Source organism: Thiomicrolovo immobilis (genome assembly GCF_039645955.1).
GTDB classification, from domain to species: domain Bacteria; phylum Campylobacterota; class Campylobacteria; order Campylobacterales; family Sulfurimonadaceae; genus Thiomicrolovo; species Thiomicrolovo diazotrophicus.
Genome location: NZ_CP147916.1, coordinates 928711 through 948543 on the forward strand (window position 1 = coordinate 928711; position 19833 = coordinate 948543).

Below are 19833 nucleotides of genomic sequence, written 5' to 3' on the forward strand. Positions count from 1 at the left end.
ATGGGACGCGGCGCGCTCCTTGCGTGGACCGTGATCTTTGCCGGGACTCTGCTCTGGTCCGGAATCGCACCGAAAGACCGCCTGACCTGGGTGCTCGAAGTCGCCCCCGCGGTCATCGGTTTTGTCGTCCTGGCCGCGACCTACCGCCGTTTCCCCCTGACGCCGCTGCTCTACTGGCTGATCCTGCTCCACAGCATCATATTGATGATCGGCGGCCACTACACCTATGCCGAAGTGCCGTTTTTCGACGGCTTGCTTGAGAGCAGCCGCAACAATTACGACAAGGTCGGCCATTTCGCCCAGGGGTTCGTACCGGCGCTGATCGCGCGGGAAGTGACGATCCGCCTGGATGTGATCCGCGGGGAGGGGTGGCGCTTCTTTTTCATCGTCAGCTTCTGCCTGGGGCTCAGCGCCTTTTACGAGCTCATCGAGTGGTGGGTCGCGCTGCTCAGCGAGGAGGCCGCAGAGGCGTTCTTGGGGACACAGGGGTATGTCTGGGATACGCAGTCGGATATGGGGTACGCCCTGTTCGGCGCCCTCGCCGCGCTCCTGATGCTGCGCCGATGGCATGACCGGCAGTTGCGCCAGCATGCCCCTGTCAGGGGAAGGGAGTGAATGATGGTCGACGCTGCACGATTGCATACGCAGGTTTTCAACTCCATTGATGAGCAGATCGCGGTCATCGACCGCAGCGGAACGATTATCGACGTTAATGCCGCCTGGAAGGCTTTCGGAGCGGCAAACGGGATCATCGAAACGTTTGCTTGCGTCGGAAGTAACTATCTTCAGGTTGTGGAGGCGTCGGTTCTTTCCGGCGATGCCCTGGCCGTTGAGGTCTCGGCGGGCATCCTGGATGTCCTTCAGGGAGAGCGGGCCGATTTCAGGTATGAGTACCCCTGCCACAGTCCGGAGAAGAAACGCTGGTTCATGATGCACGTCAAGCCACTGGAAGGAAGTGGAAACGCGATCTTCGTCATCACGCATCACGACATTACGCAGCGGCACCTGGCGGAGGAACACGCGGCCTTCCTCTCCCGGCATGACCCGTTGACGGGCCTGGCGAACCGCCGGCACTTTAACGAATTCGTTCAGGAAGCGCTCCAGCGGGGTGCACGGAACGGCGCTTCCGTGACCTTGCTGGAATTGGATCTGGATAATTTCAAATCGTTCAATGATGCGCTCGGCCATCCTGCGGGAGATGACTGTCTGGTCAAAGTGGCCGAAGTACTGCATGAACATACCCGCAGAGCGGACGACCTGTCAGCGCGTTTGGGCGGGGACGAATTCGCCGTCGTTTTAGGTGGGAACGACATGGAAATACACCAGGAGACTGCCGCGTCGATTCGCAGGGAAATCGAGGCGCTCGGGCTTGCGTTCGACGCCGGAAAACGACGGGTGACGACAAGCATCGGCGGTGTTTCCTCGCTTCCGGGACCTGGAGAAAAGGTCGAGACGCTGCTCGCCGCAGCGGACAGGATGCTCTACCGCGCCAAGGCGCAGGGTCGCAACCGCGTGGTCTTCGAACCGTTGCCGCAGGGATCTTCAGGGGAGTGACACTGCCCGGCATCGATTCGTGCGCTATAATTGCACTATGAAAATGCTCCACTACGAAGAGACACGCACCATGTTCAAACCCATCATCGACCGCCTCAATGCCAAAGGACTTATCTACAAAAACCTTGATGAGGTCCAGCCGAAGGCACTGGGGATTCGCAACCGTATCCGTCTCTTCAGTGCGACGGACCGCCAGGGGTATTACACGGCGATCCTCGTCGTCGCCCAGAAGAGCCGGGTCGTGATGAAAGACGTGGAGAAACTCGACGTCATCCTGCGCAAGCTGGAACTGTACGCGGACCACGCGTTCAAATACCGGGTCCTGATGATCGACGCGCCGCTCTGTTCCAAGGCCGAAGCCGCCTTTAGACAACAAGGCTGGAAACTTATTTAATGCTACGCTGCAGGAGCAAAGCCCCTGCAACTACGTTGACACTGTGTCCGTGTTGTCCTCGGGCTAAACGCCCTGCGGAATTACGCTACGCTACATCGGCAGCGGGCCCTTGCGCCCTTGGCGCTTTATTCGCCCCATTAAGTTAAGGTGGAATCTAACAATGCTTTTATGTGATATCGGCAACACCTCTTTCCACTTCTACGACGATACGCAGGGGCGTGATTACCGGGAGGATGCCGCTGCATTCGATCCCGCCGGCGTGACGCTCCCCGTCTACTACATCAACGTCAATGCCTCGCTCCAGTCCCGTTTGGAGATGCTGGAGAACTGGATCGACCTGCGCCCCTGTATCGATTGGCATGACTACTACGCGACGATGGGCATCGACCGTGTCGCGGCCTGCGAAGCGGTGGAAGAGGGGGTCATTGTCGATGCCGGCAGTGCTATCACGGTCGACCTTGTGCGCGGCGGGCGTTTTGAGGGGGGATTCATCTACCCGGGGGTGTCGGCGCTCGCGGAGACCTACCGCCGCATCTCTCCGCGCCTGGACAGCTCATTCAATTTTGATATGCAATTGGATAAAATGCCGAAAAATACGCGGGATGCGATCAGTTACGGTGCCCTGGGCCTTTTGGCCAAAGAGGTGTCCGGTTACGGCCTGCCGGTCTACCTCACCGGCGGGGACGCATCTCTGCTCATGCCGCTGTTCAGCACGCCGAACTATGAGCCGCTGCTGTTGTTTGCGGGCATGAAAAAGATCATTCAAAAGGCTGGACTATGTTGACCGTCGCGCTGCCGAAGGGCAGAATCGCCAAAGAGACCCTCGAGATTTTCGAGACGATTTTCGGAGAGACGTTCGCTTTCGACGACCGCAAGCTGATTCTCGATACGCCGAACTTCCGTTTTCTGCTGGTACGCAACCAAGACGTGGCGACCTATGTCTACCACCAGGCGGCCGACATCGGCGTCGTGGGGCTTGATACCCTCGAAGAACAGGGGCTCGACGTGATCCGCCTGCTGGACCTTGGCCGCGGCTACTGCCGCGTCGCTATCGGGATGAAGCAGGGCGAGAAGCTCGACCTCACCAAGCCGGAGATCAAGGTCGCGACGAAGATGGTCAACATCACTGAACGCTACTTCGCCGAGCGCGCCGTCGCCGCCGACGTCATCAAGCTCTACGGCTCCATCGAACTCGCCCCGCTGGTCGGGCTGGCGGATATGATCGTCGATATCGTCGAGACGGGAACGACGATGAAACAGAACGGCCTGGAGGTCGTCGAGGAGATCATGGAGTCGACGACGCACCTGATCGCCAACAAAAACAGCTACTTTGAGAAAAAAGCGGAGATCCTCGACATCTACGAAAAGATCAACAAGGTCGTCAGTGAGTCTTGACCTCTACGCGAAGGCCGAACACCTCCTCGGCATAGAGGAGTCGACCGAACGGCTGCACGATCTTTACCTGAATACCCTGCAAAACTATCCGGCAAAATCGCTGCTTGATATCGGCTGCGGCCGCGGTGCTTTGATGCAGAAAGCGCAGGAGATGGGCCTGGCATGCACGGGCATCGACCAGAGCGAAGTGATGGTGGAGGCCGCCGCGGCCAAAGGGCTTGACGTGTCGCGCAAGGGGATCTGCGAAGTCGAAGGGAGCTACGACGCCGCCGTTGCCGTTTTCGATGTGCTCAATTTCCTCGATAAGGACGGGCTTTTCGTTTTCCTTCAGTGCGTGGCGCAGCGGCTCAACCCGGGCGGGGTCTTCATCGCCGACATCAATACCCTTCACGGCTTCACGGATGTCGCGGAAGGGACGATGACGAACGAGGACCAGGAGCACTTCCTGGCCGTCGACGCCTATTTCGAAGCCGAAGAGCTGCATACGCAGTTCACCCTCTTTACGAAAACGTCGCCGGAGTGCTACGCCAAGGAGCAGTCGGAGATCGTGCAGTGGTTCCACCCGCTCAAACGGTTCCGCAACGTCCCGAACCTCAAACTGACCCATTACAAGAATATTTCGCTCTACGACACGAACGACAAGATGCTGCTGGTATTTAAAGCGCTTTAAAATATCCGTTCGTGAAAACGGCGCTGTAATGTTATACTCTAGGCATGAAAAAGCCGGGGCCCGTTTACCTTTTTTTTCTCTTCCTCTTAGCGGTGTCCCTGTCGGCACAGGTGGAACCGCCCGCCTTTCCCTCCGTCTTTGACGGTCCCGTTCCCGAATGCAACTGCAGCGCACTGGTGAATGAGGTTAATGTGCATCGCGCGCTCAACGTGACGGACTGGAAGATGTATCTGCTGGAGGAACAGGGGTGGTTCGAGAGCAGCATGGAGTATATCGACGCATTTCATGCGGATGTGACGCAGAAGGTGCATGTCTTTTCGGCCAATGCCGATCAGAAGTTGTCCAGCTGGGGCGGGCGCGAAACGAAAAAAAAACGCCGAAGGGTTCCCCGGGACGGCAATGCCAGTGAAGGGCTCTCAGACTACTTTGACGAGCTCTTCCATGACGACACCTATTTGTACAAGGGAGAAAGGAGCTATCTGATCCTGCGCGGCGGGGCCGAGTACAACAAGGAGGAGGGGTGGAAGTTTCTCAACAACATCCGCTTCGCGATGAAACTGCCCCATACCCAGGAGCAGCTGCAGATCTTTGTCGGTGACCCGCTGGCGGACAAGGACAAGGATGTCATCTCCGAAAACGGCCAGATCAACGAAACGACGGGGGTGGGGGCGCGCTATTTCCTGCCGGATTTTCTGCGGGACGTCAAAGCGAGCGTTTCCGCCGGTTTCCGGGGCTTGACCAATCCCTTCACGCAGGGGCGCATCGAATACCGCATGAACTTCTATGACTGGCTGATCCGGCCGGTACAGTATGTGGATTACTCCGTCAAGAGACTGTTTTACGAAGAGACCGACCTCTATTTCGACCGTCGTATCTCCAAAGAGGAGCTGGTGCGTCTGCAGCTGCAGCGCTCAACCGAGACGGAAAGAGAGGGCATGGCGTACATGACGTCGCTCTCCTATTTTAACAGTCTCGGCTTCAGGGCGGGATTCCGTACTTTTGTGTCGGCGTCGGGGCGGACGGTGGTTGACAACCCCCAGAGCGCCGACACGAACGTCACCACAGTCGAAATGACCCCGGGCATCTACAGGTACAGCATCGGTCTCGGCTGGAAACAGGCGTTTGCGCGGCGATGGATCTTTTACGAGATCATCCCCCGCATCGACTACGACATGCAGTACGACTGGCGGCCGAATTACGTCTGCCAGTTCTGGCTGGAGCTCTATTTCGGCGATACCTGAGCCAACAGTTTTTTCATCAGTTCGATGTGGTAGCTCTCCTGGAAGTTGATAAAGTCGAAAAAGGCGGAGAGCTCCTCATCCCTGACCGCTTCGGCGAGGGAGCGGCACTGTTCTTTGGCATTCTCCTCCTCGGCGATGCCGTTGCGGATAAAGGCATCGAGATCGTCGATCTTGTAGGTCCGTTCATCCAGGGGACGGGGCAGGGCGAGGATCCCCATCTGCGCCATCATGTTCCCGAAGGACTTCAGGTGGAACTGCGACTCGTCGATCAGGTCCTGGTAGATGTCGCGCTCGAGCAGGTTGCCGCTTTCGTTCTGCATATAGGCGTAGATGAGGATCAGCTCGTACTCTTTGTAGGACTCCTCGAACAAAAAGAGGGTCAGCGCGTCGGTCTGGGGCTGGTCGAGGGATTTGCCCGGCAGGGTGCGGTGGCGGTCGAAGGCGGTCACGGGGGCGTTGGTGTCGGGACGTTCCTGCAGGGCCTCCAGTCTTGCGATGAGGTATTCGTCGTCGGTAACCATGCGTGACGAGAGCACTGAAGCCGGGTAGAGGGCCATGGTCGCCTCGACGGCCCCAGTGAGGGCTTTCAACGCTTTAAACGTGTCGGCGGGTCGACCAAGGTCGACGTCGCGGTCGTAGGTGTATGCGGTTCCCTTTTCCGCCAGGGCGCGCGCGATCCAGCGCAGATGCCGGAAGGCGATCTGGGCATGGTCGTAGAGCTCGGACTTGACCGCCTCGTCTTCGAGCATGAAGGAGGTAAAGAGGATTTTAAGCCAGAGGGCGTGTTTATGCCCGAAAACGTCCGCTGTCACTTCGTCTCCTCCGTGGCGCAGCTGCTGGCAATGGGGAGCCGGTGCAGCTCCTCCTCCCCGCCCTGAGACCGGTGTGACAGGTTCTGCAGGGCGGCGTTGAACGCCGTCAGAACGAGCTCCGAGCAGGCCCGCTGCTTTTCGGGGGCGTCGGCGACCTTCTCCTCCATCTTGTGCATGATCGCGGTGGCTTCGTCGATGCCCGCGCCTTTGACCATTTCGGTAAAGACGGAACCGAGCACGACCGTGTCCTGACAGCCGTTGGTCGCAAAGGCGATCTCGTTGACCCCAGCGGTGTCCTTGCCCAGGTACAGGATGACATACTCGCCGCTTCGTTCGTCGTAGCCTATGCCGACCCCGCCCGGGTCATCCAGTTTGCCGTAGTTTTTCGGCGCCATCATATGTTCGATGATCTCGTCGCTCAGTTCCATTTCCACCCCTCTGTGTACTTCTTGTGATATTATTCTAACCTTAATATGCTTGAAGGAGCGCACTGAGCGCTACCGCTGCGAAGGAGATGCCCTGAGTCGCCGCAAACCCGTCAAAGATAACGGTTTTACCGCCAAAGATTTTCTTGTCACGACCCCCGAAGAGATGCAGCGCCGCGGCTGGGAACAGCTTGATGTCATCCTCGTCAGCGGGGACGCCTATATTGATTCGCCCTTTATCGGCGTGGCGATGGTGGGGCGCATTCTTGAGCGCGAAGGGTACCGTGTCGGCATCATCGGCCAGCCGGACATCGAGAGCGCCGAAGAGATCAGCCGCCTCGGGGAGCCCCGGCTCTTCTGGGGGGTGAGCGGCGGAAGCGTCGACTCGATGGTCTCCAACTATACGGCGACGAAGAAGTTCCGCAACAGCGACGACTATACTCCCGGCGGCAAAAACAACAAGCGTCCCGACCGCGCGACCCTGGTCTATACGAACCTGATCCGCCGCCATTTCAAACATACGGCACCGATCGTTCTGGGCGGAATCGAAGCGAGCCTGCGCCGCATCACCCACTACGACTACTGGAGCAACAAGCTGCGCAAACCGATCCTCTTTGACGCCAAGGCGGACTATCTCATTTACGGGATGGGGGAGATCGCCCTGCTGGACCTGACGCATGCCCTGGAAAAGGGCGAAAGTCCGACGACGGTACGCGGGGTCTGTCATATCTCCAAAACGCCGGAGCCCGATTACATTCAGCTCCCTTCCCACGCCGAGTGTCTGAAGGAGAAGGAGCGCTACATCGATATGTTCCAGTACTTCTACGACAACAACGACCCCATCTCCGCCAAGGGGCTCTGCGAGGAGGTCGACGGCCGCTACCTGATCCAGAATCCGCCCTGCGACTACCTCAGCGAGCCGGAGATGGACGGCCTCTCCGCCATGCCCTTTACGCGGGAGCTGCACCCCTATCACAGGCAAGAGGGTGAGGTGAAGTGCCTGGAGACGATCAAATTCTCCATCATGACCCACCAGGGGTGCTGGGGCGAATGCAACTTCTGCGCCATCGGCGTGCACCAGGGGCGCACCATCCGTACCCGCTCGGAGGCCTCCATCGTCGGCGAGGCAAAGGCCTTTACCGCGTACAATGATTTCAAGGGGATCATCTCCGACGTCGGGGGGCCGACGGCGAACATGTACGGCTACGAGTGTAACAAAAAGCTCAAACTCGGCACCTGTGACCACCAGCGCTGCGTCGATTCGCGCCACCTCTGCTCCTCCATGAAGGTGGACCATTCGCGCAACATCAACCTGCTGCGCCAGGTGCGGGCTGTGCCGGGGATCAAGAAGGCCTTTGTCGCTTCGGGCATCCGCTACGACCTGATCAACGAGGACAAACAACACGGCTACGACTACCTGAAAGAGCTGGTACGCCACCATATTTCCGGGCAGATGAAGGTGGCACCGGAGCACACACAGCAGCACGTTCTCGACCTGATGGGCAAGCCGGGCAAGCAGACGCTGATCGATTTTAAAAAGCTTTATGATAAACTAAACGCAGATGAGGGAAAAAAGCAGTTTTTGACGTACTATCTTATTGCAGCACACCCGGGCTGTACGGAAGCGGACATGCATGAGCTGAAGCGCTTCACGTCCGAAGAGCTCAAGATGAATCCGGAACAGGCGCAGGTGTTTACGCCGACGCCGGGGACGTGGTCATCGGTGATGTATTATACGGAGATGGATCCGGAGACCCGGAAAAAGATCTTTGTCGAAAAAGATACGCGCCGCAAAGAGAAGCAAAAAGAGATCGTCGTTAAAAAACAGCAGTTCAGGAGCGGTTTCGCCAGTTAAAGGAGCAGACAATTGGCACTGTTTGGAAAGCTATTTAAGAAAAAAGAGCCCTCGAGGCCGGAAGTTGTCCCGGTCGAGGCGGTCGAATTGCAAGACGCCCCGTTCAACCTCAACGATACGTTGCGCGATGTCGCGAATATCCTCTCCCTTGATGCGCAGGAGAAGCGCATCTCCATCGTTTACCGGATGAAAAAGAATGTCCCTTCCGCGGTCATCGGAGACCGCTACAAGCTTTCCCGTCTACTGAGCGACATCATCGGGAATGCGATCGATTTTACCGATAAGCGCGAAGATGTCGTCGTCCAGATCAGCCGGAACGAAAGCAATGACGAGGCGCTGGAGCTCCATTTCGAGGTGATCGATTACGGGGTCGGGATGGACGAGACGATCGTCGAAGAGAACCTGATGCCGATGCTGACCAGCGACACCCCGGCCGCGGCGTTTGAGATCCGCGGCAGCGGGCTGCAGCGCGCCCGTGACATCGTGCACGCGATGCAGGGCAGCATCCGTCTGAGCAGCCGGCCGAAGAAAGGGACGCGAGTCAATTTCCATCTGCTCCTTTCCGCCGAAAACCTCAAGGAAAAACGCCACTACCGTCTGCCGAATAAAGAAGGCGTCGGGCGCAAGACCCTGGTCGTCGACAACGATATCGGCAGTGCGAAGGCCGTGGTGCCGATGCTGGAATACTTCCGTCACGACGTGAGCGTCGGCAATGTGGCGGACCTGGCCTTCATGGAGTCGTACGATATCGTCATGGTCTCCTCCGAATACTGGAGCGACGAACTCTATGCGGATATCCAGAAGCTGGGGGACGCATGCCCGAAGATCGTGATGATCGAAAGTATGATCAACCACCAGGAGGTCGAGGAGCGCGCCCTCGAGTACGTCGACTGGCTCATCTATAAGCCCTTCACCCAGCAGTTCGTCTTCGAGATGCTGGTGGCGCTCTACTCCGATGCGCTGAGCACGGCTCCAGAGGAGCCGGAGGCCGCGGCGCCGGAAACACCTGCCGTCGAGGAAGCCGTCAAGGAAGAGGCGCGCCCCGAGCCGCACGTTCCGGAAGAGGTCGCTCCGGCAGCCGATACGGCAAAAGCGAAAGCCGTTTCGGCGGTGGAGGCCTTCCTCAACGGGACGGTCATGGCCGGCGAGCAGAATGAGCGCAGCGTCTATTGCAAATCTGCCCACCAGTTTTTTGTGGCGGCGGACGGATTGGCCCACTGCGGCAATGACTATACGGCCTTTGTCGAAAAACTCAAAGAGGCGATCTGGAAGTATGTCAAGGCCGACCGCGTGATCATGGGGATGATCGGGCAGGGGCAGCTCGGGGAGGCGGCGGAGTACTGCGTCAAGATGAAGCAGTCCCTTGCCGAACTCGGTGTGTATAAACTCGCCTGCCTCGCCGATCTGCTTGAGGCGGCGTGCCGGGAGCGGAATGCGGAGGAGATAGAGGCATTGACGAATGCCATCGGATTTATTCTCAAACAGACGATTTCGTCCCTCGATCAGTTCATCGAACAGTCGAAATACAAAATCCGTTAGGGGGTGGCGGATGCAATATTATAAACTGATCATAACCGCGCTTGTCGCCATGGCGTCATTGGCATTGATGGCGGCGGAACCCTATATGAATATTGTGGTTGCCGCGGGCAACAGCAAAGCGGAGATGGACATCTATGTCCATACCCTGAAGCGGAAATTTGCCGAAGATCCCGCCATCTCCGAAGCACAGGCCAAAGAGCATTTCGAGGTTGTCAGTCGACGGTCGGGGCGTCACTACATCACCAGTGTCGAGCCGCTCCGCGACAGCGAGGTCGTCTCCAGGGTGCTGGAAAAGGTACAGCGTTCTTTCCCGGACGCCTATGTCTATACCCACCGCGGCGATGAAGTGCCTGCAGCCGAACCCGAGCCGAAGGTAGAGGTGAAAACGATCTATGTTCCCGCCGAACCGGAGATCAAAACAGTCTATATCCCTGCCGCACCGGAGGTCAAAACCGTCTATGTCGACAGGCCTTCGAAAGGGATCCCGTCCGAAAAGATCCTGATTGCGCTGGTGATCCTCGGAGCGCTCTTGCTGCTGCTGATCCTTTTCGCCCTCTATCAGAAGCAGAAGCTGTCAAAAATAAGCCGCGTACTCAAAAAAGAGCACGAAGAGCTCGAGCAGATGCTCGAGCACCAAGAAGATATCATGGTCAACGTCGGCGAGAAGATCCGGCAGCCGGCCAAGGAGATCAACACCAGCAGCGAGAAGATCCTTCAGACGCAGCTCGACCCGGAACAGAGCCGTGAACTGGAGAAGATCAAGCATTCCGATGAACTGCTCCTGGACATCACGAATGACCTGATCGACTTCCTGAACCTCAAGTCCGACAAGGTCAAGCTGCGGCATGAACTGTTCAATATCAACAACGTTCTCGACGAGATGGCAGGTACGGTCAGCAGCCGTGCACGGGGCCGCGGGGTCGAATTCATCTTCGACATCGAGAAGGGCGTACCGGCCAAGTTCATCGGGGATTCGCTGCGCCTGGGGCAGGTGCTTACCAACCTGATGAGCAACGCTATGAAGTTCACCGAAGCCGGGGAGGTGAAGCTCCATATCCGGCGTCTGCCGGACAAGGGCGGGAAGGTGATGCTGGAGTTTATCATCTCCGACACGGGCATCGGCATTGATCCGAAACGTTTCAATGATATCTTCGAACCCTTCTCCTCAGCCAACGATCTCAAAGAGACGGGCCTGGGGCTCTACATCTCCCGTGCGCTGATTGGGATGATGGGCGGTGCCATCGAGATCAAAAGCGTCATAAGCAAAGGGAGCGATTTCATTCTGACGATCCCGCTGGAAGTGCCGGACGTCAACGAAAAACGCCACTACCGTCTCCCGGCCAAGGCCTTCACGGGACACAGTTTCGTGATCGTCGAGGTGCAGCCGACGGCGGCGGATGCGCTCAAAAAGATGCTGGAGTACTTCAAAAACGACGTCAGTGTCCGATCGCTGGGGGCGATCAGAAACAAGAGCGATATTCTCTTTGAGAGCGAGGTCGTTATCATCGCCGAAGACGCCTTTACGCCGGACGTCCAGGCCCTGATAAAGCGGGTCAAGAGCGAAACGGACAACAAGGTCGTTCTGGCGGGAAGCATGATGAACGAGCCCCACGACGTCTCGGGACTCAAATCCCTGATTGATGCACGCATCATGAAGCCGCTGAACCTTCAGCGTATCTACGACCTGATCGTTGACCTGTTCGAAGACAGTATCAAAGAGGTCGATACCGAGGGCGTGACGCCGCGGCACACGTCGCCCAAAGCGATCACCGAGCAGCACTATGAGGATGTCCCGGAAACGCCGAATATCACGAAGCAGAGCTTCAGTGCCTTTGCGGGGGCGTCGGTACTGATTGTCGAAGACAACCTGATCAACCAGAAGGTGCTGCTGAGCCTCTTCAACGGCAGCGGCATCCGGGTCACCATGGCCGGCGACGGCGTCGAAGCCCTTGAAGCGGTGCAGGACCCGAAAAACCGTTTCGACCTCGTGCTGATGGATATTAACATGCCGGTCATGGACGGCTACGAAGCGACGCGCCACATCCGTTCGGACGCGCAGTACGACGATATGCCGATCGTCTCGCTGACCGGTCTGGGACTGCCCGAGGAGATCGCGAAGATGTACGCGCTCGGGATGAACGCGCATCTGACCAAGCCGGTGCAGGTCGGGCGGCTCTATACAGTGTTCAGCCGCTTTGTCAAGGCGGTCGCTCCGGCCGCCAAGACGCCGGCCCGCACGGCAACGTCGCCGCTGAAGGGGACCACCTTCGCCAATACGGAAGTACTCGCGGCCAAGGACGGTCTGATGCGCGCCAGCGGCGATGCGGAGCTTTACGGCGAGATCCTCGAGGAGTACGTCACGCTGTACGCCAGTGCGGACCAGACGCTGGAGGTCTTTATCAAGACGGGGAACTTCGATGCCGCCAAGAAACTGGCGCACGATATCAAAGGCGTCAGCGCCAATATCGGCGCGACCCACATGGTACAGGTCAGCGAGGCCCTCAATGTCGGCCTGTCGCGTAACCTGGAGAACAGTAAACTGCTCGCGCTCAAAAGCGATTTCGACCGCCACCTGCATGATGTATTGAAAGAGGCGAGAAAGTACCTGCCGTAACGGCGGATTTAGTAATCATTCCCTACAATTACCGCATGAGAATAGATAAATTTCTGAATGCGGTCAATATCACGAAGCGCCGCACCGTGGCGCAGGATATGCTCGCAAACGGGGTCGTCAGCATCAACGGCCAGAGTGTCAAGGCGAGCAAAAACGTCGCGGTGGGGGACATCATCGCCATTGCCTACCTCAAGGGGGAGAAGCGCTACGAAGTGCTGCAGATCCCGACGACGAAATCCACACCCAAATCGATGCAAAGCGAATACGTAAAGGAACTGAATTGACCTACAGCGAAGCCCAAGCCGCGTTTGAACGCCTTTTCCGGCATGAGATGGACGATGCGCAGATGCGCGACTTCCTGCTCTCGATGAAACTGGATGAAACGATGCCGGTCGAGGCGCTGGCCGCCGCGGCATCCGTGATGCGCGCCAATGCCGTTGCGCTGCCCGTGGACGAAGCGCTGCGTCCGGAGTTGATCGACATCGTCGGCACGGGTGGTGATAAGATCGGCAGTTTCAATATCTCCTCGACCGTAGCGATCCTCTGCGCCTCGATGGGTTCCTACGTTGCCAAGCACGGCAGCCGCTCCGTCACCTCGAAATCGGGCAGTGCCGATATGTTCGAAGCCCTGGGGGTCAGGCTCGATCTTGGCATCGAACAGACCGCGCGTCTGCTCGAGGAGACGGGCTTTACCTTCATGTTCGCCCAGAATCACCACCCGGCGATGAAGTTCATCATGCCGGTACGCAAAAGCATCCCCGAAAAGACGATCTTTAACGTCCTCGGCCCGCTGACCAATCCCGCCGGCGTCAGGAAGATTATACTCGGCGTCTTCGATAAAAGCTTCGTGCCGAAAATTGCGGAAGCGCTGAAGATCAACGACGTGACATCGGCGATCGTCGTCAGTTCAAAGGAACGGATGGACGAGATCAGCATCTCCGACATCACCTACGCGGCCCGTGTCGATGATAAAGGGATCACCGAATACGAGATCGATCCCGCCCTCTACGGCATTCCGCGCCAGCCCCTTGAAGCAATTGTCGGGGGCGATGCCGTTGCGAATGCCACGATTTTGCAGAACATCTTCGAAAACCGTGCGACGGAAGCGCAGCGCGATATCGTGCGGATCAACGCGGCCAATGCCTTTATCGTCGACGGAAAGGCACGGGATATCCAGGAGGGGCTCGAGATGGCCGACGAGGCGCTGCTGGGAGGCCGGGCCAAGGCCAAGCTGGCGCAGATCATCGAGGTCTCGTCAAAACTGTGAGACAGCTCAAATGCGGCCGGGAGGATCTGGACCGGGTGGTCGGCGCCATGATGGATGCGCTGCCGCGGGGCGGCGTCGTGGTCCTGCAGGGCGACCTCGCCAGCGGCAAGACGACGCTGACCCAGGCCGCGGCACGCCATCTCAATATCGACGAACCGGTCACCTCGCCGACCTTTTCGCTGCAGCAGTGCTACGGCGACCAGATGTTCCACTACGACATCTATAACCACGGTATCGAGCATTTTCTCGCCCTGGGGCTTCTTGAAGAGCTGGAAAAGCCGGGATACCATTTCATCGAATGGGGGGATGAAACTCTCATAGAGATGCTGAAGATGGCGGAGATTCCCGCCGTCGTCATTGAAATCGAAAAGTGCGCTCCCGACGCACGCTGTTACAAGGTGTACCATGCATAAACTGAGCGCCCAGGAGTTGGTCAAGACGATCAAACAGACGGAAATCGTCCGCGGAGTCTCTTTGGAGGTCAACACCGGCGAGGTCGTCGGCCTGCTCGGTCCCAACGGGGCGGGCAAAACCACGACCTTCTATATGATCTGCGGCCTTGTCGAAGCGACGGGCGGCGAAGTCTTCATCGACGAGAAAAACATCTCGAGCTATCCGATGCACGCCCGGGCCCGAGCGGGGATAGGCTACCTGCCGCAGGAAGCCTCCATCTTCAAAGACCTCACCGTCGAGGAGAACCTGATGGTCGCGGCGCAGGCGGTGATCAAGAACAAGAAGGAGCAGCGCGAGCGTATCGACGAGATGCTCGATATCTTCAACATCGAACCGATCCGCTACCGCAAGGGGATCAGCCTCTCGGGCGGGGAGCGCCGCCGCGCCGAGATCGCCCGCGCCCTCGTTGCCCGTCCCCGCTTCTTATTGCTCGACGAACCCTTCGCCGGGGTCGACCCGCTGGCGGTTCTCGATATCCAGAAGGTCGTCGAGCAGCTGGTCAAGCACGACATCGGCGTGCTGATCACCGACCATAACGTCCGCGAGACCCTCGACGTCTGCGATCGCGCCTACGTCATCAAGAGCGGTACGCTCCTCGCGTCGGGCACAAGCGCCGAGATCATGGTCAACGAAGATGTCCGGCGGCACTACCTTGGCGAGTCGTTTAAATTTTAATATCGCCGGTGCGCCGGCCACTCAGGCCACGTTAAGCCCCTGGGTGACTCCCTTCGGGAGGGTACACGGGTGATGCGCACTTCGCTTCCTTCCCCATGAACGAACAGGATTTAAAAACACTTCTGGATACAGAGATGCGGCAGCGCAACCATGCGCAGGAGATCTCCTATGAACGTCCCGATCCCATTCTCGTCGCACAGCGTTACCAGGAGCCCTACAGCGCGCTCGTATGCGCGCTGTTCGCTTACGGGCGCGCCGATCTGATCGTCCGTTTCCTCGACGGTCTCGATTTCAGGCTGCTGGATGCGGAGGAGAGCGCTATCCGCAGGGCATTCGAGGGGCAATACTACCGTTTCCAGAATCGGACGGACATCATCGAGTTCTTTATCACCCTGCGGCGTCTGAAGCTCGAAGGCGATATCGAAGCGCTGTTCACGGAGGCGTACCGGCCCAATCGTTCCGTGATTGACGGCGTGAATGCCGTGATAGCGAAGATGCAGGCGCTCAACGGTTATGAGAGCCGCGGATACCGCTTTCTCGTCGGCCGTGAAGTGACCAAGTACAAAGGGGGCGCGCCGATGAAGCGGTGGCTGATGTTCCTGCGCTGGATGGTCCGCAGCGACGCCATCGATTTTGGGCTCTGGCAGGGTGTCGGCACCTCCGATCTGCTGATGCCCCTCGATACCCATACGTTTAACGTGTCGCGCCGGCTGGGACTTCTGCAACGAAAGAGCTACGACTTGCAGGCCGTCGCGGAGTTGACGGAGAGTCTCAAACGTTTCGATCCGGATGACCCCGTAAAGTATGACTTCGCCCTCTACCGCCTCGGCCAGGAGAAACAGTACTGATCCCTGCCCATTAATATTGATACAATGTTTATTTTTGTTTTTATAAAATTTATTGTGTTTCATTTGCTTTAAGCTCATAAGAGTACAATGCTGCGTATCCGGACGACAAAGGGAACGCAAATGAAACGGAACGAAACAGTGGCTTTGTCACTCCTTACCGCCTGTGTGTTCATGCCAAACATCCAACTGCTGCACGCTGAGGATCTGTTCTGGGCAGAGGGGGCAAAGGCGATCGAAAGCATGGCAAAGGGGTTCGGCAGCGCGACGCTTAAAACGAGCAGTAACGGTGCCCCCTACATTATCGGGCGCATTGACGGGACAAAGTACGGCATCTACTTTTACGGGTGCGAGGATGACGGTTCGGCGTGCAAAAGCATTCAATTTACCGTAGGGTGGAGCGAAGCGAAGATGACGATGGAAACAATCAACCGGTGGAACCGGGATACACGTTTCGGAAAGGCCTATCTCGACGAAGAGGGTGACCCGTGCCTGGAGATGGACGTCAACCTGGATTACGGCGTGACGTCGCGCAACGTCGAAGACTCTTTCGACCTCTGGACGCGTGCGCTCAAAAGTTTTAAAACGGATTACCTGGACTAGGACGGGTACTTTCGTAGGCAAAAGAGGGGAAGGCCTCTGTCGGCAGAGCGCGAACCGTCTGCGCGCTCCGTGCGTCGATGGGCCGTTGGGGTTGTCAGGCCGCTTTTTTGACCGCTTTTTTGGCCGCTTTCTTGGCGACTTTCATCTTTGCCGGTTTATCCTTCAGGACGATCTTTGTCACTTTTTTTGCGACTTTTTTCATTGCCTTCTTCTTCAGCACTTTTTTCGCCACGGCTTTCTTGGCCGCTTTTTTCGCCACTTTCGCTACCGCTTTTTTCTTCAGGACCTTTGCCATTTTTTTCTCCCTTTGGATTGTTTTTATTACTAAATTTAGTAATAAATTATTACCATCATACATTTTTTATATTATCATGTCAATAGAGCATAGCGAAAGGAAACATTATCATTCGGGATCGAAAGGACGCAAGATGACGTTTATAGAGTTCAAAAAACTGCTGCTGGACGCGGAGATCACGCTGCCGAAATTCAGCAAATTGATCAAAGTGAGCGAAAAGAACCTGCAGTCGTACAAGAAGAAGGGCGAAGTACCCAATACGATCGCTGTCATCGCCGCCTGTTTCGCCGAGATGAAAAAAAGCGGGATGGCGTATGCATCCGTGGTGGAGGCTTTGGAACTGAAGGCCAAAACAAAGAAGGGGGCAGGGTTCGCCAAGAAGAAAAAATCGGATGCATCGGAAGAGGCGGAAAAGACGGAGTGAATCGTGCCGTACGGCGGGGAAGGGGGCTTTTACCGAAGGGGCAGGAGAAAGTGTTATAATTCCCGAAAAAAAGGAACGATATGGAGTGCGAATTCCCGACGGTAAACGCCAATAGCGATGAGATCAAGGCGATGTTCGAAGCGACCAAGACGATCGCCGTTCTCGGGCTCTCCCCCGATGAGAGCAAGGACAGCCACCGTGTAGCGAAATACCTCAAAGAGGCGGGCTATAAGATCGTTCCTGTCTACCCCAAAGAGGAGGAGATCCTCGGCGAAAAGGTCTACCGCTCCCTGGCCGAGATCCCCTTTCCGGTCGATATGGTCGATATCTTCCGTAAGCCGGCAGCACTGGATGCCGTCGCGGACGCCTGCATCGCGCGCGGTGATGTGAAGTTCTTCTGGGCCCAAAAGGGGATCGTCAACAACGCGGCCGCCGAAAAAGCGGAGCAGGCGGGGATGAAAGTTGTTCAGAACCACTGCACGATGGTCGAACACCGCCATCTTTTGGGGTAACACCGTTGTTTCCTTTCAGCAAGATCGAACAGGCCGCCGAACGCATCGGCGGCGTCGTGACGAAAACCCCCTATGCCTTTGCGCCCTATCTCAGTGAAATGAGCGGCTGCGAGGTCTACCTCAAGAAGGAGAACCTCCAGATCACGGGTGCGTTCAAGATCCGGGGTGCTTACAACAAGATCGCTTCGCTGAGCGACACGGAACGCGCACGCGGCGTTGTCGCGGCGAGTGCGGGCAATCATGCCCAGGGGGTTGCCTACTCCGCGTCGCAGTTCGGGATCCGTGCCGTCATCGTCATGCCCGAATCGACGCCGCTGACCAAGGTGGACGGTGTGCGCCATTTCGGGGCGGAAGTCATCCTGCACGGCAACAACTACGACGAAGCCTATGCCCATGCCGTCGCCTACGGTACGGAGCACGGGCTGGAGTTCGTCCACCCCTTTGAAGATGACGAGGTCATCGCCGGACAGGGAACATTGGGCCTGGAACTGTTGGCGGCGGGTGAACGTCCTGACGCGGTGGTCGTCCCCGTCGGCGGCGGCGGCCTGATCAGCGGCGTTGCGGCTGCCATTAAGCATCTAGACCCCTCCATCGAGGTGATCGGCGTCAGCGCGACCGGCGCGCCGGCGATGCGTCAATCTTTTGAAGCAAAGCGGCCGATCGATACGACCTCGGTCCGTACCATTGCCGACGGGATCGCCGTGCGCGACACGTCGCCGAAGACCCTGGCATACATCCTGGAGAGCGTCGACCGTTTTATCGGCGTCGACGACGAAGAGATCGCCAACGCGATCCTCTTTCTGCTGGAAAAACAGAAGCTCTCGGTCGAAGGGGCCGGTGCCGTCGGTGTCGCGGCGCTGCTGCACAAAAAACTGCCGCACCTTGTCGGCAAAAGGGTCGCCGTGGTGCTTTCGGGCGGGAACGTGGACGTCACGCTGCTCTCCGTCATTATCGAGAAGGGTCTGCTCAAATCGTTCCGGAAAATGAAACTGACCGTTACCCTGGTCGACCGTCCGGGATCGCTGATGCAGCTGACGGAACTGCTCAAGTCCCTCAACGCGAACATTGTGCATATCGCTTACGACCGCACCTCGACGGATCTTGACTACGGGGATGCCAACGTGACGATCCACCTGGAAACGAAGGGCGAGGCGCACCAGAACGAGATCCGCGACCTCCTTCACCGCCACGGCTATCTCAGCCAGGAAGGGCACTGACCTCTATGGCCAAAGTCGTTGCGATCGACCTGGGGTCGAACACCTGCCGCGCCATCGAATACGATTGTGCGACGGGCAGCTTCGGCCGCGAATGCGAACGGATCGTCAAGACCGCAGACCGGATGCACGAGACGGGCCTGATAGACGAGGGCGCGGTCGAGCGGGTGATCGCCGCGCTGAAAGAGGCCGATGCGCTGTTCGATCTGAAAAAAACGCCCTACCACGCCGTCACGACCGCGGCGATGCGTATGGCGAAGAACAGTGACGAAGTGCTTGACCGGATTGCCGGGGAGACGGGGGTGCGGTTCGAGGTGATCGATGCCGACCGGGAGGCGTTTTACGCCCTGACGGCGGCCCGTGCCCGCCTGGCGGAACTCGGGATGTCAGCGGAATCGCTCTGCATGATCGACATCGGCGGCGGCTCGACGGAGGTAATCTTCTATCAAAACGGCGAGACGGTCTCAAAGAGTTTTCCCATCGGCATCGTGACGGTGGCCCAGCAGTGCGAAAATCCCGAGGAGATCAGGACCTTCGTGCAGCTTCAACTGCTGCGTGAGGTGTACATCTTTGTGGATACGTACATCATTACCAAAGGGCGCCCCCTGACCTTCGTGATGACGGCCGGGACCCCGACGACCATTGCCGCGTTTCTGCAGGGAATGACCTACGACAGCTACGACCCGACGAAGATCAACGGCTACAGACTCAGCAGGCCCGATTGCGAGAAGGCGCTGCAGGAACTGCTGGCGCTGGACGAAATGACACGCACGCTTTATGTCGGTGTGGGACGCGAGGCGCTGATCGTCGCGGGGATCGTTATTGTCGAGCTCTTCTACGAAGTGCTTGACTACAATGACGCGATCGTGATCGACGACGGAGTGCGCGAAGGGGTGGCAATCGCTTTTTGCGAAGAGGGGGAGCACTAAATCCCTCTTTCCCCCTTATTTAAGCGAAAAACTTACCCCTGTTTAACGATTAATCGACTATAATTACCCCATTTTTATCTGATTTAGATAGAGTCTCGGAACCGATAGAACACTGTG

Annotated in this window: 23 protein-coding genes; 20 read left to right on the top strand and 3 right to left on the bottom strand. The window is 57.6% G+C overall.

The genetic code is table 11. The features are described from left to right. From WCX72_RS04795 to WCX72_RS04825, 7 genes are all read left to right on the top strand, one after another. Nucleotides 1–615: a DUF2238 domain-containing protein gene (locus WCX72_RS04795; RefSeq protein WP_345971143.1), complete on the top strand. Its 615-nt coding sequence runs from the start codon at nucleotides 1–3 to the stop codon at nucleotides 613–615. Nucleotides 616–636: 21 nt separating this feature from the next. After that, nucleotides 637–1554 carry a sensor domain-containing diguanylate cyclase gene (locus WCX72_RS04800; protein WP_345971144.1) on the top strand — a complete coding sequence of 306 codons (918 nt, stop codon included), beginning with the start codon at nucleotides 637–639 and terminating at the stop codon, nucleotides 1552–1554. A 37-nt stretch (nucleotides 1555–1591) separates the two neighbouring features. After that, on the top strand, nucleotides 1592–1948 hold the full coding sequence (locus WCX72_RS04805; protein WP_345971145.1) for a hypothetical protein: 357 nt from the start codon (nucleotides 1592–1594) through the stop codon (nucleotides 1946–1948). 160 nt (nucleotides 1949–2108) lie between these two features. Next, nucleotides 2109–2732, top strand: a complete 624-nt coding sequence (locus tag WCX72_RS04810) for a type III pantothenate kinase (RefSeq protein ID WP_345971146.1) — start codon at nucleotides 2109–2111, stop codon at nucleotides 2730–2732. Then, entirely contained in the window at nucleotides 2726–3343 is a 618-nt protein-coding gene (gene hisG / locus WCX72_RS04815; protein WP_345971148.1) for an ATP phosphoribosyltransferase, read from the top strand. The genes WCX72_RS04810 and hisG overlap by 7 nt, the downstream gene beginning before the upstream one ends. Then, entirely contained in the window at nucleotides 3333–4013 is a 681-nt protein-coding gene (locus WCX72_RS04820) for a class I SAM-dependent methyltransferase (RefSeq protein ID WP_345971150.1), read from the top strand. Before hisG ends, WCX72_RS04820 begins: the two co-directional genes overlap by 11 nt. A 44-nt stretch (nucleotides 4014–4057) precedes the next feature. Continuing rightward, nucleotides 4058–5254, top strand: coding sequence for a hypothetical protein (locus tag WCX72_RS04825; RefSeq protein ID WP_345971152.1), 1197 nt, complete (start codon nucleotides 4058–4060; stop codon nucleotides 5252–5254). Here WCX72_RS04825 and WCX72_RS04830 read toward each other — a convergent pair. Both WCX72_RS04830 and WCX72_RS04835 read right to left on the bottom strand, forming a co-directional pair. After that, nucleotides 5236–6066 (bottom strand): iron-binding protein, encoded by an 831-nt coding sequence (locus tag WCX72_RS04830; RefSeq protein ID WP_345971154.1) that lies wholly within the window; start codon nucleotides 6064–6066, stop codon nucleotides 5236–5238. The genes WCX72_RS04825 and WCX72_RS04830 overlap by 19 nt on opposite strands. Next, nucleotides 6063–6494 carry an iron-sulfur cluster assembly scaffold protein gene (locus WCX72_RS04835; protein WP_345971156.1) on the bottom strand — a complete coding sequence of 144 codons (432 nt, stop codon included), beginning with the start codon at nucleotides 6492–6494 and terminating at the stop codon, nucleotides 6063–6065. The genes WCX72_RS04830 and WCX72_RS04835 overlap by 4 nt, the downstream gene beginning before the upstream one ends. Before the next feature lie 91 nt (nucleotides 6495–6585). On the opposite strand from WCX72_RS04835, the gene WCX72_RS04840 reads away from it, so the two are divergent. The 9 genes from WCX72_RS04840 (at nucleotide 6586) to WCX72_RS04880 (ending at nucleotide 16342) form a co-directional block, all read left to right on the top strand. Continuing rightward, nucleotides 6586–8346, top strand: coding sequence for a YgiQ family radical SAM protein (locus WCX72_RS04840; protein WP_345971521.1), 1761 nt, complete (start codon nucleotides 6586–6588; stop codon nucleotides 8344–8346). A 12-nt stretch (nucleotides 8347–8358) separates the two neighbouring features. Further along, entirely contained in the window at nucleotides 8359–9885 is a 1527-nt protein-coding gene (locus WCX72_RS04845; RefSeq protein WP_345971158.1) for an ATP-binding protein, read from the top strand. A gap of 10 nt (nucleotides 9886–9895) precedes the next feature. Then, on the top strand, nucleotides 9896–12499 hold the full coding sequence (locus WCX72_RS04850; RefSeq protein WP_345971160.1) for an ATP-binding protein: 2604 nt from the start codon (nucleotides 9896–9898) through the stop codon (nucleotides 12497–12499). A gap of 35 nt (nucleotides 12500–12534) precedes the next feature. Continuing rightward, on the top strand, nucleotides 12535–12783 hold the full coding sequence (locus tag WCX72_RS04855; protein ID WP_345971162.1) for an RNA-binding S4 domain-containing protein: 249 nt from the start codon (nucleotides 12535–12537) through the stop codon (nucleotides 12781–12783). Further along, nucleotides 12780–13766: an anthranilate phosphoribosyltransferase gene (trpD, locus tag WCX72_RS04860; protein WP_345971164.1), complete on the top strand. Its 987-nt coding sequence runs from the start codon at nucleotides 12780–12782 to the stop codon at nucleotides 13764–13766. Before WCX72_RS04855 ends, trpD begins: the two co-directional genes overlap by 4 nt. Then, nucleotides 13763–14179, top strand: coding sequence for a tRNA (adenosine(37)-N6)-threonylcarbamoyltransferase complex ATPase subunit type 1 TsaE (gene tsaE / locus WCX72_RS04865; RefSeq protein WP_345971166.1), 417 nt, complete (start codon nucleotides 13763–13765; stop codon nucleotides 14177–14179). Before trpD ends, tsaE begins: the two co-directional genes overlap by 4 nt. Then, nucleotides 14172–14894 carry an LPS export ABC transporter ATP-binding protein gene (lptB, locus tag WCX72_RS04870; RefSeq protein WP_345971169.1) on the top strand — a complete coding sequence of 241 codons (723 nt, stop codon included), beginning with the start codon at nucleotides 14172–14174 and terminating at the stop codon, nucleotides 14892–14894. Before tsaE ends, lptB begins: the two co-directional genes overlap by 8 nt. Nucleotides 14895–15028: 134 nt before the next feature. Further along, entirely contained in the window at nucleotides 15029–15742 is a 714-nt protein-coding gene (locus WCX72_RS04875) for a TIGR02757 family protein (RefSeq protein ID WP_345971171.1), read from the top strand. 171 nt (nucleotides 15743–15913) lie between these two features. Next, nucleotides 15914–16342 (top strand): YbjN domain-containing protein, encoded by a 429-nt coding sequence (locus WCX72_RS04880; RefSeq protein ID WP_345971173.1) that lies wholly within the window; start codon nucleotides 15914–15916, stop codon nucleotides 16340–16342. Between the two features lie 94 nt (nucleotides 16343–16436). Here the strand turns inward: WCX72_RS04880 and WCX72_RS04885 are convergent, their stop codons facing one another. Beyond that, entirely contained in the window at nucleotides 16437–16637 is a 201-nt protein-coding gene (locus tag WCX72_RS04885; RefSeq protein WP_345971175.1) for a hypothetical protein, read from the bottom strand. Between the two features lie 133 nt (nucleotides 16638–16770). On the opposite strand from WCX72_RS04885, the gene WCX72_RS04890 reads away from it, so the two are divergent. The 4 genes from WCX72_RS04890 (at nucleotide 16771) to WCX72_RS04905 (ending at nucleotide 19716) form a co-directional block, all read left to right on the top strand. Next, the gene (locus WCX72_RS04890; RefSeq protein WP_345971177.1) at nucleotides 16771–17061 is read left to right on the top strand and encodes a hypothetical protein; all 291 of its coding nucleotides are present in this window, start codon (nucleotides 16771–16773) and stop codon (nucleotides 17059–17061) included. An 80-nt stretch (nucleotides 17062–17141) separates the two neighbouring features. Beyond that, nucleotides 17142–17573: a CoA-binding protein gene (locus WCX72_RS04895; RefSeq protein WP_345971179.1), complete on the top strand. Its 432-nt coding sequence runs from the start codon at nucleotides 17142–17144 to the stop codon at nucleotides 17571–17573. Nucleotides 17574–17578: 5 nt separating this feature from the next. Then, a complete protein-coding gene (ilvA, locus tag WCX72_RS04900) occupies nucleotides 17579–18790 on the top strand; it encodes a threonine ammonia-lyase (protein ID WP_345971181.1) in 1212 nt (403 codons plus the stop codon). Nucleotides 18791–18795: 5 nt separating this feature from the next. After that, nucleotides 18796–19716 (top strand): phosphatase, encoded by a 921-nt coding sequence (locus WCX72_RS04905; RefSeq protein WP_345971183.1) that lies wholly within the window; start codon nucleotides 18796–18798, stop codon nucleotides 19714–19716. The last annotated feature ends 117 nt before the right edge of the window (nucleotides 19717–19833 follow it).